Origin of the sequence: Streptomyces sp. H51, assembly GCF_035656535.1 — a bacterium.
Taxonomy (GTDB): domain Bacteria; phylum Actinomycetota; class Actinomycetes; order Streptomycetales; family Streptomycetaceae; genus Streptomyces.
Genome location: NZ_JAYMHD010000023.1, coordinates 31,321 through 46,211, shown reverse-complemented (window position 1 = coordinate 46,211; position 14,891 = coordinate 31,321). Strand labels below are relative to the sequence as shown.

The following is a 14,891-nucleotide window of genomic DNA, read 5'->3' as shown; positions in this document are numbered from 1 at the left end:
AAGCTAAGCCTTACAGCGCCGATGGTACTGCAGGGGGGACCCTGTGGGAGAGTAGGACGCCGCCGAACAATTCTTGAAAAAGGCCCACACCGTAAATCGGTGTGGGCCTTTTTGCGTTTCTGGCTACAGTTGCCGTATGAACTGTCTGATCCGCTCCATCCGGTCCGACGAGTGGCCGACGGCCAAGGCACTGCGGCTGACCGCGCTCCAGGACCCGGTCGCGCACATGGCCTTCGTGGAGACGTACGAGCAGGCTCTGGCCAGGCCGGACTCCTACTGGCAGCAGCTGGCCGCCCAGGCCGCACACGACGCGACCGGGGCGCAGCAGATCATCGCCGAGGGGCCGGACGGCGACTGGGTCGGCACGCTGACGGTACTGGTCGAGGAGCCGGGCACGACGGACTGGGCCGGGTTCCCCGTGGAGCGGAGGCAGGGACACGTCGTCGGGGTGTACGTGCGGCCGGAATACCGGGGGATCGGGCTGACCGAGGTCATGTTCGAGGACGGGCTGGAGTGGGCGTGGCAGGCCGGCGTCGAACGGGTGCGGCTGATCGTGCACGAGGACAACACACGAGCCCAGCGGTTCTACGGCAGGGTCGGCTTCAAACCGAGCGGGCGGGTCGTGCCGCTGGAGAAGGCGCCCGGCGAGACGGAGTTCGAGTACGTTCTGGAGCGCTAGCGAAGGGTCACACCGGGAGTTCGTCGTGCGGCCAGCGGCTGCGGCCCTGTTCGCGGGAGCGGAGCAGGGCCAGGGTGGGCAGGCCGGCGTCGGCTCCGGTGGACAGGAGGTCCGGGAGCTGGGGGAGCGGCGCCACTGCGGCGACGTCGTCCAGGACGAGCGTCAGTGGTGGGTCGAGGCGACCGGAGGATGACCGTTCGGCCATGCGCCGGCCGCCGTCGACCACGCTGGAGACGAGGGCCGTCAGGAGTGGCATCGCGCCTGGATCGGTCCTGGGGTCCTCGACGGATTCCCCCACGACATAGAGCGTGCCCCCTTCGTGGACGAAGGAATCCAAGGCGAGGGCATCCGCTCGGTTGGGAGTGCACGCCTCGCGGACGTTGACGGTGAAGAGGGACGACAGTGCACGGCTGGTCAGTTCCTGGGCCATGTCGCGTCGTTCGGGGTGCGCGGTGAGCGCGGCCTCGAGTTCGCCGGCCGAGCCGGGGGCCGCCTTCGGGTTCGTGCGGAGGATGCGGACCGCGTCCTGGATCTGCTTGCCCTGGGACCAGCGGTGGACGTGGCGGACGGTGCGGCCGTCGACGGCGGCGGCGTGGACGTAGCTGCGCAGGAGGGTCTCCGCGGTGGCCGCCACGGCCTGGTCGAGCTTGGCCGTGGGGCGGACCGGGGCCAGCATCGCCGCCGCCCGTGCCGCGGCCGTCTGCTTGTCCTCGCAGCCCGCCGTCGGGGACCAGTGGAGGCGGGCCGGGGTGTCGCAGCGGTGGGCGGGGTCGTAGAGGTGGACGGGGCCCAGCTTGGCGCGGGCGTCCTTGGTGTCCGACCAGACCGCGGGGTTGGAGGTGACCACGAGGGCGGGGCCCTCCGCGTCGCGTACCGCCTGCGCCGCGGTCGCCCGGCGGGCCTCCCTCGTCGCCACGACGGCCCTGTCCCATCCGCCGGTGCCTTCGCCGCCGAACCGGGGCGTGGCAGGCGCGGACGTGGACGGCAGGGGGGCGGAGGGCACGGTCGCGGGGGCCGCCGGGTGGAGGAGTTCCGCGGCGGCCGGGGCCGTGCGGGGCGTGGGCACCTCGTGGCGTGGCGGCCGGGTGTCGTCGTACGGCCCCGGGGGCTCCTCCTGGGCCTCCGGGAGCCGCTGGGTGGCCGTGGTGGCCCTTCCGGGTGCCGCCGTGCGCTGTGCGCGCCGCTTCAGGCGGCCGGCCCGCCAGCGGGCCAGCGTGCCCATGGTGAACACGGTCAGCACGAACAGCACCATCAACTGGCCGATGAACAGGCCCCAGAAGAGCCCGTACCCGGACAGCTGCCCGGCCGGGGTGTCCGGCCAGGCGCCGGGGACGTCGTGCGGCGCGCCGATGAGGTGGCGCATGGCGAGGGGGGTGCGGGCGAAGCGGACGCCGTCCGGCCAGGCGCCGTGCGCCAGCAGACCGGCGAGCCCGGTGGCGGTCCACACCAGCAGGGTCATGCCGAGGAGGAAGGCGAGCAGGCCGATCAGCAGTCCGTCCGGGATGCCTCCCTGACCGTCCCGCCGGCCCTCTTCGGGTCTCACCACTGCCCCTCCTTACGCCACCGTGGACTCGGACGAGCCGTCGAGGTGATGTTCCACGAAGGCCGCCGCGCGCTCCTCCGCCTCCAGTTCGGCGGCGTGCAGGGCGTCGTCCGCCAGGTGGTCGTTCGACGACTCGGTCATCGCGCGGTCGGTGAACACCAGCGGGCGTTCGGTCTCGGTGATCAGGTGTTTGACGACCTGGACGTTGCCGTTGACGTCCCACACGGCGATGCCGGGGGTGAGGGTGGGGATGATCTCCACCGCCCAGCGGGGCAGACCGAGCACCCGGCCGGTCGCCCGTGCCTCGTCCGCCTTCTGGGCGTAGATCGTCCTGGTCGACGCCATCTTCAGGATCGCGGCCGCTTCCTTGGCGGCCGCTCCGTCGACGACGTCGGACAGGTGGTGGACGACCGCCACGAAGGACAGGCCCAGGCGGCGGCCGAACTTCAGCAGCCGCTGGAACAACTGCGCCACGAAGGGGCTGTTGATGATGTGCCAGGCCTCCTCGACCAGGAAGATGCGCTTCTTCCGGTCGGGGCGGATCCAGGTGTGCTCCAGCCACACGCCGACGATCGCCATGAGGATCGGCATGGCGATGGAGTTGCGGTCGATGTGGGACAGGTCGAAGACGATCAGCGGGGCGTCGAGGTCGATGCCGACCGTCGTCGGCCCGTCGAACATGCCCCGCAGGTCGCCGTCGACGAGACGGTCGAGGACCAGTGCCACGTCCAGGCCCCACGCGCGTACGTCGTCTATGTCGACGTTCATCGCCTCGGCGGACTCCGGCTCGGGGTGCCGCAGCTGCTCGACGATGTCCGTCAGGACCGGCTGGCGGTCGGTGATCGACTCGTTGACGAAGGCGTGCGCCACCTTCAGCGCGAAGCCGGAGCGCTCGTCGAGGCCGTGGCCCATCGCGACCTCGATGATGGTGCGCAGCAGCGCCAGCTGCCCGGTCGTCGTGATCGCCGGGTCCAGCGGGTTGAGCCGGATGCCCATGTCCAGGGCGGCCGTCGGGTCGAGCCGGATGGGGGTTATGCCCAGCTCCTCGGCGATGAGGTTCCACTCGCCCACCCCGTCCTCGCCCTGGGCGTCGAGGACGACGACCTGGCGGTCGCGGAACCGCAGCTGGCGCAGGACGTAGGTCTTCTCCAGCGCCGACTTGCCGTTGCCGGACTCGCCGAGGACCAGCCAGTGCGGGGCCGGGAGCTGCTGGCCGTACAGCTGGAAGGGGTCGTAGATGTAGCCCTTGCCGGAGTACACCTCGCGGCCGATGATCACGCCGGAGTCGCCGAGGCCGGGGGCGGCGGTCGGCAGGTAGACCGCCTGGGCCTGGCCCGTGGAGGTGCGTACCGGCAGGCGGGTCGTCTCGACCTTCCCGAACAGGAAGGACGTGAAGGCGTCGGTGAGGACGGACAGCGGATCCCGCATCTTCAGCAGCCTCTACCTTCGAATGCCGGTGGCGAACGGGAGCGTGTTCACGAAGGCGCGGTGGTGCTCGCGGTCGCACCACTCCAGCTTCAGGTACGACTTTCCGGCCGAGGCCCGGATGGTCCGCTTGTCGCGGGCCAGGGCCTCGGGGGAGCGGGAGGAGACGGTGATGTAGCCGACCAGGTTGACGCCGGCCGCGCCGCTGGCGAGGTCCTCGCCGCGCTGGTCCAGGCGGGTGTGGGCGGCCACGTCGCGCGGGTCCACGGTCCGGTTCATCTTGGCGGCGCGGGACGCCTCGGCCTCGTCGTTGGTCTTCTCGGTCAGCATGCGTTCGATGGCTACCTCGGTGGGCTCGAGATCCATCGTGACGGCGACCGTCCGGATGACGTCCGGGGTGTGGACCAGCAGCGGCGCGAGGAAGTTCACGCCGACCGGGGTCATGGGCCACTCCTTCACCCAGGCCGTGGCGTGGCACCAGGGGGCGCGGGTGGAGGACTCGCGGGTCTTGGCCTGGAGGTAGGTGGGCTCCATGGCGTCCAGCTCGGCCGGCCAGGCGTTGCGCTTGGTCATCGCCTGGATGTGGTCGATCGGGTGGTCCGGGTCGTACATGGAGTGGATGAGGGAGGCCAGGCGGCTCTGGCCGAGCGGCTGGCGCACCCGGATGTCGGCCTCCTGCAGGCGCGAGCAGATGTCGGTGAGCTCGCGGGCCATGACGATGGCCAGTCCGGCGTCCCGGTCGAGCTTGCGTCCGCCGTGCGGCCGTGCCGCCCGCGCCATCGCCTGTGCCTCGGCGGCGAGTTCGCGGGTGTAGTGCATGCAGGCGACCAGGTAGGCGCGGTGCTGCTCGCTGCTGGTCGACACCATGGACTGCAACTGGTCGTACGACTGCCGCAGCCAGCCCGGCGCCTTGTCGTCGCCGCGTACGGCGACGTCCTTGGCGTGGGCGTCGGGGTCGGCGGGGAGGGTGCGGGCGAGCATCTGCAGGCGGGTGACGAAGCCGTCGCCGTTGGCGACGTGCTTGAGGAGGGTGCCGAAGCGGTCGACGAGGGCTTCCTGGTCCTCGGAGTCGCGCAGGCCGACGCCCGGGCCCTCGATCTCGATGGCCGCGGTGACCGTACGGCGGTCGGCGTGCAGGAGCACGGCGATCTCGTCGGGGCCGAAGGGGGCGGCCAGCCAGCTGATGCGGCCGATGCCGGGCGGCGGGCCGATCTCGACCTCGCGGCCGTCGAGGCGGGTGCCGGCCTCCACGGCGCCGGAGCGGTAGGTGGTGCCCTGCCGCAGGGTCCGCTTGTAACTGCGGTTGATCTCGAACCACTTGTAGAACGTGCGGTGCTTGTACGGCACGTAGACCGCGGCCAGCGCGAGCAGCGGGAAGCCCGTCAGCAGCACGATGCGCAGGGGCAGGACCGGGACGAGGAGCCCGCACATCATGCCGAGGAACGCGCCGACGATGATCAGCGCGATCTCGCCCGATTCGCGGTTGCGGCCGACGATCGCGTTCGGCCGGGCGCGGCCGATGAGATACGTACGGCGGGGCGTGACCGGATGGGACAGGTGGGACTCGGTCGTCAACGCCCTTCACCTCCCGTGCGGTTGGTACTGCTGTTGCGGGTGCTGCTGGCGTGCGGGGTGTTCACCGCGCTGCTGCTGGAGCGGGGCGCGGGTGCGGCGGAGGGGACGGACCCGCCGCCACCGGTCGGGGTGCGGGAGCTGTGCGCGGCGACTCCGCCGGTGGCAGGGTTGGCCGGGCGGGCGCCGCCGGAGGCGGACTGGCCGCCGCCTCCGCCGTCGTTGGCGCGGGTGCTGTGCGTCTTGATGCCCTGGGCGACGAGGGTCGCCGGGGAGCTGATGACCGCGGCGGCCTTGCCTTCGGCGCCCTGCATGATGCGGTTGTTGCGGGAGCCGGCGATCTCGTCTCCGAAGCCCGGGACGAAGCGGTAGATCATCGCGCTGGCGAAGATGGCCAGCAGGATGATCGCGAGGCCGGAGACGACGGCGGAGAAGGAGTCGGGGCCGTCGTCGGTGGACAGCGCGCCGGCCAGCCCCAGCACTATCACGATGACCGGCTTGACCAGGATGACGGCGATCATGATGCCCGCCCAGCGGCGGACGTGGCCCCACAGGTTCTTGTCGACCAGGCCGGCGTACACGACGGTGCCGAGGAGGGCGCCGACGTAGAGGAGGGCGGCCCGGATGACCAGCTCCAGCCACAGGACGCCGGCGGCGAGGATGCTGACCAGCGACACGACGATCAGCATGATCGGGCCGCCGCCGATGTCGTCGCCCTTGTCCAGGGCGCCGGAGAACGTGCCGAAGAACGTGTCGGTCTGGTCGCCGGTCGTCTTCGCCAGCACGTCGGTGACGCCGTCGGTCGCGGAGACCACGGTGTAGAGGATCAGCGGCGTGAACGCCGACGCCAGCACGGTCAGCCAGAGGAAGCCGATCGCCTCCGAGATGGCGGTGGTCAGCGGCACGCCGCGGACGGCCCGCTTGGCCACGGCCAGCAGCCACAGCAGCAGCGTCAGGATCGTCGACGCGGCGAAGACGACGGCGTACTGCTGGAGGAACTTGGCGTTGGTGAAGTCGACGTTCGCGGTGTCCTTCACGGCCCCGCTGAGCTTGTCGACGGTCCAGGAGGCGGCGTCGGCACAGCCCTTGCCGAGGGAGGAGAGGGGGTCGAGGGTGGAGGTGAGGCTGGGGGTGGTGGTGCCGGTGGAGCCTTTGTCGCCGCTGCCTCGTTCGCAGTATCGCTTGGCGGGGCCGACGATGAGATCACACTTGTCGTCCGACGCCGTCGGCGACGGAGTGGGCGCGGCTGCGGCGCGAGTGGCCAGCAGCACGGCGGTCGTCTGCATGGCTGTGACAGCGGCGGCCACTTTGAGTACGCGTCGCGGGCTACCGGGCATAGGTGAAGCCTCCGTACTGCTCGACGGCCTTGGCCATCTCGTCGGCGCTGGATGCCTTGTTGTCCCCGGGGACAGGCGCGGGGCCGTCCTTCTGGGAGAAACTGTCGACCTTCCAGTCGCTGTTCGCCCAGCGAAGCTGCAGCGTCATGGTGAACCAGTCGCTGGTCACCGGATTGGTCGAATCCTCTCCGGCTGTGCCGTACAGCCCGGTGCACCAGACCTCGACCGTTGCCGTGGTGTCCGAGTATGCGGTGGCCTCGGTGCCGATCGGCACGGTGCGTGACACGTAGGTGTGGCCTGCGGCCGCGTTGCCGTTCTGGTCGAGACCGATCTTGCTCAGGAAGTCCTTCGAGTACGCCGCGTTCAGCCGTTCCTGAAGCGAGGCCCGCTGGTTGGCGACGAAGACCTGCTGAAGGATCTCGCCTCGCCGAGCCGGTTTGAGGATGTCGGCAGACACCAGGACCGTCGCATAGTTCGCCGCCGCGCTCTGTGCGCCCTGTTCGTCGTGGGCGAAGCCGGTGGGGATGTCCGAGGTCTTGGACTGGACCGGCTTCGTGCCGGTGGCTGCCGTCGCCGCCGTCTCCGGCTTGTCCTCGGCTCCGCCGGCCGAGGAGGAATCGTCGCCTCCACGGTTCGCGAAGGCGATCGCGGCGATCAGCAGGATCACCACCCCGACCACCGTGACCAGGCTCCGTGACGACCGGCCGCCGCGCCGGGCACCCCCGTACACGTCGCCGCCTCCGGGCAGCCGGGTACGGGTCTGGCCCGTGCCGCCGTAACCGCCGGAGGCCTCGTGCTCGTCTCCGAGACTCATGCCGCGTACGCCCCCTCGACGTCGTGCGCGAAGTCGTGCAGAAACATGTCGGAGTACGACGGTAGCCGTGCTGGTTGCCGCGCGGACGCGGTGTGGTGACTCGACATCAGGGAGACGCAACCTCAGCCGGTGGGCACGACGGGTGGGTGGGGGTGCAGGGGACCGGGCGTGCCCGGAAGGGACCGGAGGGACGGGCGGGCCGTCAGACGGCCATGCCGTACACGATGGTGAACAGCGTGCCGAGCGAGCCGATGATGAAGACGCCGGTCAGGCCCGCGATGATCAGGCCCTTGCCCTGTTCCGCGCTGAAGGTGTCGCGCAGGGCGGTGGCTCCGATGCGCTGCTTCGCGGCGCCCCATACGGCGATCCCGAGGCAGAGCAGGATGGCGACCGCCATGACCACCTCGATCATCACCTTGGCCTCGTTGCCCAGGCTGCCGAAGGGGCCCCAGTCCGGAGCGATCCCGCCGATGATGGTGTTGATGTCTCCCTTGTCGGCCGCAAAGAGCATGTAAGTCACCGCCCCTGGTGGGTAGTTCCGCAGTCCCCTGCGGTAGTGCAGAGGTCAGGCCCATTGTCGCTGACAATGTCGCCGCCGCATGTCGACTTGGCGTCATTGCTTTGCGGGTTCGTACGAAAAGCATGGTCCGGTCACTCTGTGTATCATGGCCGGTCACGCCGGGCAATGAGGCCTGGGCGGAACCTCCGTGTGGTTCCGTCGTTGACCTTCCTTATGCCCTGGTGGGGTTTCTGACGGCTGGTCGGGTGAGATGTCCGGGACGATGGTCTCACGCGAAAGGGGCCCCGGCGGTTTGCCGGGGCCCCTTCGTGCGGGGGCGGTCAGCCGGTGAAGGCGGACACGCCCTCGGGGGTGCCCCAGCCGGTCGGGCCGTCGTACCCCGACCGGGCCGTGCACAGGTAGGCGGTGGAGCAGGTGCCGTTGTTGCCGCTGGTGACGTCGTTCAGCGCGGCGGTGCCGGCCTTGGCGTAGGGGAAGGCGGCCGGGTAGCTGCCGCTGGACGGCGTTCCGGCCAGGGCGTAGACGCCGGCGATGATGGGCGCCGAGGCGCTCGTGCCGCCGAAGGTGTACCAGCCGGCGGTGATGCCGTAGGAGTCGTAGACCGAGACGCCGGTGGCCGGGTCGGCGACCGCCGCCACGTCCGAGATCGTGCGCCTGGTGCAGCCGGTGTCGGTCTGCCAGCTGGGCTTGGCGTCGTAGGAGGAGCAGCCGGAGCCGGTGCCCTCGGTGCCGGACGTCTTCCAGACCGTCTCCGTCCAGCCGCGGGTGGTGGACGACGTGGACAGGGCGGTGCCGCCGACGGAGGTCACGTACTTCGAGGCGGCCGGGTATTCGGTGCCGTAGCCGCTGTCGCCGGCGCTGACGGTGATGGCGACGCCGGGGTGGTTGAAGTACGCGGAGTCGTAGGAGCTGTCGGAGGAGGACTCCGAGCCGCCGTAGCTGTTGGAGACGTACTTCGCGCCGAGGGTGACCGCGCGGTTCACCGCGGTGCCCAGGTTGGCCATGGTGGCGGAGGTGGCTTCGACGAGCAGGATGTTGCAGTTCGGGCAGACGGCTGACGCCATGTCGAGGTCGAGGGAGATCTCCTCGGCCCAGCCGGAGTCCGCGGAGGGCAGGGAGGTCGTCGAGCCGGTCTGGCCGACCTTCTTGAAGCAGCCGTTGGCGGTGGTGCAGGTGGGCAGGCCGTAGTAGGAGCGGTACTTCGCGAGGTCGGCCTCGGCGTTCGGGTCGTCATAGGCGTCGACGATGGCGATGGTCTCGCCGGAGCCGTTGGAGGCGGCGGCCGCGGTCAGGCCGTAGGCGGACCGCAGGTCGCTCGGGCCGTAGCCGGACGGGGTGGAGGCGTCGGCGGCCTTGGGGGTGACGCCGGTCCTCCTGGCCTGCTGCTTCTGGTAGGCCGTCAGGCCGCCGGTGACGCGGAAGGAGTCGCAGGCCAGCTCGCCCTGGTGCCGGGGGGTGGAACAGGGCGTCGCGGTCCAGGTCGCCTTCGACGGGGTGGCCGTCGGGGCTGCGCCGGCCTGGGCGGCGGCGCCGATGCCGGTGAGCAGCAGGGTGGCCGTGGCCACCGCGGCCGTGCCGAGACGGCGCCAACGGCTGGGCGCGGGAAGCCTGTCGGGGGGAGCGGAACGCATCGTGCAGCCTCCTGGTGTTCCTGGTCGGAGTGAACAGGGGCGGTGCGGGTGCGAGGCCGTCGGTACGGGGTCCCCGACGGCGGGCGGCGGCCCGCCGAGAACCCTGGCTTGTTGGGTACGCGACAACAAGGCCGGTTGTGGAACTCTGACGTCCGCATTACTCGGGGGAGTTGTGTGCTTACCCGGCGATGACGGTCGGATGGCGGGGCGTTGGCCGCGGCTTGACCGGACGCACGGGCGGCCCACAGGGGGCCGTGGGGCCGAGGCGGCGTGGATCGTCATGGTGGCGGGTGGCGGGTGGCGGGTGGCGGGTGGCGGGGACGGGGGCAGGTGGAGGAGGGGCTGCCGGAACCGGGGAGGACGGCTTCCGGTACGCGCCGGTGCCCGCGCTGCGCCCCGTCTCCGGAGGCCGGGAAGCCCCTGGGGGCCGGGTGCCGGCCGGGTGGTCCGGTGCGAGGAGAGGCGAGCCGGGGCGGGCGCCGGTACCGTGGAGGGGACGCCGGGTGTCCCGGCGACGCCGTTCGTGCAGGTGGTTCCGTACAGCCGGTGAGACGGAGGGACGAGAGGCAGCCGCCATGACCGTGTCGCCGGAGCGCAAGCGCGCCTCTCGTACGGTCGGCCCCGTGTGCCTGGCCGTCATGCTGCTCGTGCCGGCTCTCACCTCCGCCTCCCTCGCCGCCGCCGACGACGGCCCCGGGCCGCTCGGCGTCACCGCGGTCGTGCCCGGCGCGGCGCACAGCGCGCGGGTCGGGGCCCTGTTCGGCGCCGACGGGCACTTCTGCACGGCCTCCGTCGTGCGCAGCCCGCACCGCGACCTCATCGTCACCGCCGCGCACTGTCTGGGCGGGGGCGGCGACCTGACCTTCGTGCCGGGGTACCGGGACGGCGCGGCCCCCTACGGGGTCTGGCGCATACGGGAGCGGTTCGTGCCCGGGGGGTGGAGCGAGGGCCGCGACGAGGACAGCGACGTCGGCTTCGCCGTCCTCGAGGACCAGGGGGGCCGGGGCGTCGAGGACGTCGTCGGCGGGAACCGGTTCACCACCGGGACGGCGACCGGGGCCACCCCCGTGACCGTCACCGGGTATCCCGACGCACTCGAGGTCCCCGTCGGCTGCACCCAGCGGCCGACCCCGTACGGCCGCACCCAGCAGCGCATCGAGTGCCCCGACCTCACCGGCGGCACCAGCGGCAGCCCGTGGGTCGACGGCGACGACCGGGTGGTCGGCGTCCTCGGCGGCCACGAGCGGGGCGGGTCGACCGCCGACGTCTCCTACAGCGCGGTGCTCGGCGCGGAGGCCGCCGAGCTGTACCGGGAGGCGTCCGGAGGACGTTGAGTTCCACGGGGGACCCGGCGGGCGCCCTCCAGTGCCCTCCAGTGCCCTCCAGTGCCTGGCAGGGCCGTTCCAGAGCCCGTTGAAGCCATTCAGCGCCCGTCAGAGCCCTCCAGCGTCCGTCAGAGCCCTCCAGGGTCCTGCCGGAGCCCTCAGGGGTCCGTTTCTCCTTCCGCGTGATCACCCCGGATCGCCGGACCCGCCCCTACACTGACGTGGGCGACGGACTCCCGGACGGCGAGGGGCGGTTGACGGTGCGTAAGGCATGGATCGTGACGACCGTTGCGGTCGGCTCCGCGCTGTCCTTCGTGATGCTGCTCGTCGTCGGGGTGTACGTGGTCGCCGGCAACCTGACCGGCGGCGTCGGCGGCGGCACCAAGGCCCTCGCCAAGGGGGCCGTGCCCGCGGTCTACTCGGACATCGTGCAGAAGTGGGGCAACCTGTGCCCCGCCATCAACCCCGCCCTGCTCGCCGCCCAGCTCTACCAGGAGAGCGGCTTCAACCCCAACGCCAGGAGCGCCGCCGCGGCGGAGGGGATAGCGCAGTTCATCCCCGGGACCTGGGCCACGCACGGCATCGACGGCAACGGCGACGGCAAGCGGGACGTGTGGGACCCGGAGGACGCGATCCCGTCGGCGGCGTCGTACGACTGCAAGCTCGCCTCGTACGTGAAGGACGTGCCCGGGAACCTGACCGAGAACATGCTGGCCTCGTACAACGCCGGGGCCTACGCGGTGATCAAGTACGGGGGCGTGCCGCCGTACGCGGAGACCCGGAACTACGTCAAGACGATCACGACGCTCGAGGAGAGCTTCGCCGCGCCCGTCAGCCGGGTCGATCCGTCCGAGCAGGCGGCCGGGGCCATCGCCTACGCGCAGAAGAAGCTCGGCACGCCCTACCTGTGGGGCGGCGAGGGAACCGCCGCCGACGGCGGGCGTTTTGACTGCTCGGGACTGACGAAGGCGGCGTACGCGAGCGTCGGCGTCACCCTGCCGCGGGTCGCCAACGACCAGTACAACGCCGGGCCGCACCCCGCACGGGACGAACTGCTCCCGGGGGACCTGGTGTTCTTCTCGGACGACCTCACCGACTCCCGCGCCATCCGGCACGTGGGAATCTATGTGGGCGGCGGTTATATGATCGACGCCCCGCGCACGGGCGCGGTGATCCGGTTCGATCCGATCGACACCCCGGATTACTTCGGGGCCACCCGGGTCACCGAGGATGGCGCGAAAGCGCTGCCCACCACGGTGTGAACCGAGCGTGAACCAACCCCCTGAGCTGCGGCGATGAGTCTCTCTTCGATAACGTCTGCGTGATCATTCGGTGGAGGGTGGAACGTATCGACGAGGGTCGTGCGTTCCTGTTTGCGTAGCCGGACCACGGGGGTGGCAGGAGCGGCGCGCGCAAGGGCGCGCCGGGAGAGACGACGAAGGGGCCGCAGCACCATGGCTGGACTCGCCGAATCCGGGTCGAACCCCGACGTCGACCTGCTCTACGACATCAACGGACTGGCCAAGGACGCCCCGCACTGGTTCGACCGCATCATGGAGTACGTCGGGGAGTACGGGCTGCTGCTCGCCATGGTGCTCCTGGTGCTGTGGTGCTGGTGGTCGGTGCGCCGGCGGGGCGCCGAGGACGCGGCGTCGTCCGTGGCCGCGCTGGTGTGGGCGCCGCTGGCGGCCGGGATCGCGGTCCTGGTGAACGTGCCGATACGGGGGTTCGTCGAGCGGCCCCGGCCCTTCCTGCAGCACCAGGGGCTGGACGTCCTGGTTTCCGGCAAGACCGACTATTCCTTCGTCAGCGACCACGCGACGATCACCATGGCCATGGGCGTCGGACTCTTCGTCGCCAACCGGAAGTTCGGGCTCGTCGGGATAGGGCTGGCACTGCTGGAGGGGTTCTGCCGGGTCTACATGGGCGTGCACTACCCGACGGACGTGGTGGGCGGGTTCGCGCTCGGCACGGCGGTGGCCCTGCTGCTGTTGCCGCTGGCGATGGCCCTGCTGACGCCGTTGATGAAGGCGGTGGAGCGGTCGCCGCGCGCCGGGCTGCTGATCCGGGCCCGGGGCGGCTCCCGCGCGGGCCGGGACGCGGTGCTCGCCGGCACCCGCGAGGGAGCCATGGGCTCCGAGGAACGGGACCTGGCCGCGTAGCGGCCGACATGGTCCGCCGCAGCCGTCCGGGGGCGGGTGCCCGCGGTGCCGGCGCGGGTGCCTACAGCGCCTGCGGGTAGGTGAAGAAGCGGTTCGGGTCGTACTGCTTCTTCAGCCGGGTCAGGCGCGTGACCGCGTCACCGTAGTACGCCTGGCGCCAGTTGGTCAGCGCCGGGTCGGTGTAGTTCTGGTACGCCGCTCCGGACGCGTACGGCCTCATCGCGTCGTGGGCCGACGCCAGCCAGGAACGCGCCGTGGTGCCCGAGCCGCTCGCCGGCCAGGACGTGAGGTACTGGGCCAGCATCCGGGAGCGGCGGTGGACGAAGGCGGTCGCCGTGGGCGGGACGCGGTTGACCGCGCCGCCGAGTGCCGTCAGGGCGATGCTGCCGGAGCCGCCGCGCACCGAGGTCAGCTGGGCGAGCAGGGTGCGCACGCCCGCGGAGGAGAGCGAGCGGTCGAAGAAGTCGGAACGCGCCGCGTACGTCTCCCGCTTCAGCGCGCCCCTCGGGTCGCGGCCCGGCGTCGAGCCGGGCAGGTGGCACTGGGCCCGCGTGGAGAAGGAGGAGCAGCCGGCGTACAGCTCCATGGACTCCTGGTAGCCCCTGCGGTGCAGGGAGACGCTCGACGCCGGGGCGCCCACCCGGTCGGCGAGGCGGTCCACCGCGTTCTGCAGCTCGCCGTAGGTGCCGAGGGAGAAGGCGGCGACGGAGACGGTCGGGGTGGAGCCCGGGGAGTTCGCCAGGTGCAGGGAGGACCAGATCTCGTCCGGCTGGCCCGGTCCCCACTCCTGCCAGGCCGCGACCACCGCGGCCGCCCTCGCCCACGGCCAGGTCAGATAGCCCGTCACGGCCTGCGGCGCCGGGTGGGTGCGGAAGCGCAGCTCCGTCACCACGCCGAAGTTGCCGTTGCCCGCGCCGCGCAGGGCCCAGAAGAGGTCCTTGTTCTCCCGGGCGTCCGCGGTCAGCTGCCTGCCGTCCGCCGTGATCAGCGTCGCCCCGGTGAGGCTGTCGCAGGTCAGCCCGTAGGCGCGGGAGACCACGCCGTGGCCGCCGCCGAGCACCAGGCCGGAGACGCCCACCGTGGGGCACGATCCGGCGGGTATGGTCGCGCCCTTCGCGGCGAGCGCCCGGTAGACGTCCTTCAGTTTGGCGCCGGCGCCGACGACCGCCTCGCCGCCGCTCGCCCGTACGCCGCTGAGCTTCGAGACGTCGACGATCAGCCTGCCGTTGCCGGAGGACCAGCCCGCGTAGGAGTGGCCGCCGTTGCGGATCGCGACGCGGATGCCGTGGGAGCGGGCGTACGCCAGCGTCGTACGGATGTCGTCGGCGTGCGCGACGTAGGCCACCGCGGCGGGCTTCAGGCCGTCGAAGCGGGTGTTGTACAACTGGTGCGCGGTGGCCCACCGTGCCTCTCCCGGCCGGACCAGCACGCCGTCCAGGTCACGGGCGAGGGCGGACCAGCTCGCGCCGGTGGCCGGGGCGTGGCCGGCCGGCACCGGCAGGCCGGAGGAGGACGCCGAGACGGTGCGGGTCGAGGCGTCCGCGGGGCCGCCGCCGCTGCACCCGGCCGTCGCGGCCGCCGCGAGCGCGGCCGCGCCGCCCGATATGAACGTACGCCGTTCCATGTAGCGCCTCCTGTCGGCTCTCCTGGAACGAGACGGCCCGTCGGCTCCCCGGGTTCCAGCGGTCGGTGATCCGTTCGAGACGCGATCGGTGATCCGTACGAGACGTTCGCACGCGCGTGCGGGTGCGCGGTCCCCGGTCCGCCGTCACCGGAATCTGTGCGTGCCCTCCTCGTAAGCGTTCCGTGACCTAACCGCACCGACCGCAGGGGTTCACCTTGCGTTCATTTACGGCCATAGGCGCCTTCACCTGATCTGCCTA

The 14,891-nt window shown here is 71.5% G+C and carries 12 protein-coding genes; 4 read left to right on the top strand and 8 right to left on the bottom strand.

The window, feature by feature from the left end; translation table 11 throughout:
- Positions 1–136: 136 nt before the first annotated feature.
- The gene (locus VKA29_RS07730; RefSeq protein WP_324784467.1) at positions 137–679 is read left to right on the top strand and encodes a GNAT family N-acetyltransferase; all 543 of its coding nucleotides are present in this window, start codon (positions 137–139) and stop codon (positions 677–679) included.
- Positions 680–686: 7 nt separating this feature from the next.
- Here VKA29_RS07730 and VKA29_RS07725 read toward each other — a convergent pair whose 3' ends face one another.
- The 7 genes from VKA29_RS07725 to VKA29_RS07695 form a co-directional block, all read right to left on the bottom strand.
- Positions 687–2,222: a TraM recognition domain-containing protein gene (locus VKA29_RS07725; protein ID WP_324784466.1), complete on the bottom strand. Its 1,536-nt coding sequence runs from the start codon at positions 2,220–2,222 to the stop codon at positions 687–689.
- A 12-nt stretch (positions 2,223–2,234) separates the two neighbouring features.
- Positions 2,235–3,650 carry an ATP-binding protein gene (locus VKA29_RS07720; RefSeq protein ID WP_324784465.1) on the bottom strand — a complete coding sequence of 472 codons (1,416 nt, stop codon included), beginning with the start codon at positions 3,648–3,650 and terminating at the stop codon, positions 2,235–2,237.
- A 12-nt stretch (positions 3,651–3,662) separates the two neighbouring features.
- Positions 3,663–5,222 (bottom strand): SCO6880 family protein, encoded by a 1,560-nt coding sequence (locus tag VKA29_RS07715; protein WP_324784464.1) that lies wholly within the window; start codon positions 5,220–5,222, stop codon positions 3,663–3,665.
- Positions 5,219–6,556 carry a hypothetical protein gene (locus tag VKA29_RS07710; protein WP_324784463.1) on the bottom strand — a complete coding sequence of 446 codons (1,338 nt, stop codon included), beginning with the start codon at positions 6,554–6,556 and terminating at the stop codon, positions 5,219–5,221. The genes VKA29_RS07715 and VKA29_RS07710 overlap by 4 nt, the downstream gene beginning before the upstream one ends.
- Positions 6,546–7,370 (bottom strand): hypothetical protein, encoded by an 825-nt coding sequence (locus tag VKA29_RS07705; protein ID WP_324784462.1) that lies wholly within the window; start codon positions 7,368–7,370, stop codon positions 6,546–6,548. The genes VKA29_RS07710 and VKA29_RS07705 overlap by 11 nt, the downstream gene beginning before the upstream one ends.
- Positions 7,371–7,572: 202 nt before the next feature.
- Positions 7,573–7,881, bottom strand: coding sequence for a hypothetical protein (locus VKA29_RS07700; RefSeq protein WP_014673544.1), 309 nt, complete (start codon positions 7,879–7,881; stop codon positions 7,573–7,575).
- 329 nt (positions 7,882–8,210) lie between these two features.
- A complete protein-coding gene (locus VKA29_RS07695; RefSeq protein WP_324784461.1) occupies positions 8,211–9,521 on the bottom strand; it encodes a S53 family peptidase in 1,311 nt (436 codons plus the stop codon).
- Positions 9,522–10,096: 575 nt separating this feature from the next.
- On the opposite strand from VKA29_RS07695, the gene VKA29_RS07690 reads away from it, so the two are divergent.
- The 3 genes from VKA29_RS07690 to VKA29_RS07680 all read left to right on the top strand — a co-directional run bounded on the left by VKA29_RS07690 (position 10,097) and on the right by VKA29_RS07680 (position 13,008).
- Positions 10,097–10,855, top strand: coding sequence for a trypsin-like serine peptidase (locus tag VKA29_RS07690; RefSeq protein ID WP_324784460.1), 759 nt, complete (start codon positions 10,097–10,099; stop codon positions 10,853–10,855).
- Between the two features lie 212 nt (positions 10,856–11,067).
- On the top strand, positions 11,068–12,108 hold the full coding sequence (locus VKA29_RS07685; RefSeq protein ID WP_420718455.1) for an NlpC/P60 family protein: 1,041 nt from the start codon (positions 11,068–11,070) through the stop codon (positions 12,106–12,108).
- 192 nt (positions 12,109–12,300) lie between these two features.
- On the top strand, positions 12,301–13,008 hold the full coding sequence (locus tag VKA29_RS07680; protein ID WP_324784459.1) for a phosphatase PAP2 family protein: 708 nt from the start codon (positions 12,301–12,303) through the stop codon (positions 13,006–13,008).
- A 61-nt stretch (positions 13,009–13,069) separates the two neighbouring features.
- On the opposite strand, the gene VKA29_RS07675 is transcribed toward VKA29_RS07680, so the two are convergent.
- A complete protein-coding gene (locus VKA29_RS07675) occupies positions 13,070–14,632 on the bottom strand; it encodes an FAD-binding oxidoreductase (protein WP_324784458.1) in 1,563 nt (520 codons plus the stop codon).
- Between the last annotated feature and the right edge of the window lie 259 nt (positions 14,633–14,891).

Bases quoted from the DNA above. Each gene is read 5' to 3' on its own strand.
- VKA29_RS07730 (WP_324784467.1), top strand. From the start codon at position 137: ATGAACTGTCTGATCCGCTCCATCCGGTCCGACGAGTGGCCGACGGCC.
- VKA29_RS07720 (WP_324784465.1), bottom strand. From the start codon at position 3,650: ATGCGGGATCCGCTGTCCGTCCTCACCGACGCCTTCACGTCCTTCCTG.
- VKA29_RS07710 (WP_324784463.1), bottom strand. From the start codon at position 6,556: ATGCCCGGTAGCCCGCGACGCGTACTCAAAGTGGCCGCCGCTGTCACA.
- VKA29_RS07705 (WP_324784462.1), bottom strand. From the start codon at position 7,370: ATGAGTCTCGGAGACGAGCACGAGGCCTCCGGCGGTTACGGCGGCACG.
- VKA29_RS07700 (WP_014673544.1), bottom strand. From the start codon at position 7,881: ATGCTCTTTGCGGCCGACAAGGGAGACATCAACACCATCATCGGCGGG.
- VKA29_RS07695 (WP_324784461.1), bottom strand. From the start codon at position 9,521: ATGCGTTCCGCTCCCCCCGACAGGCTTCCCGCGCCCAGCCGTTGGCGC.
- VKA29_RS07690 (WP_324784460.1), top strand. From the start codon at position 10,097: ATGACCGTGTCGCCGGAGCGCAAGCGCGCCTCTCGTACGGTCGGCCCC.
- VKA29_RS07680 (WP_324784459.1), top strand. From the start codon at position 12,301: ATGGCTGGACTCGCCGAATCCGGGTCGAACCCCGACGTCGACCTGCTC.
- VKA29_RS07675 (WP_324784458.1), bottom strand. From the start codon at position 14,632: ATGGAACGGCGTACGTTCATATCGGGCGGCGCGGCCGCGCTCGCGGCG.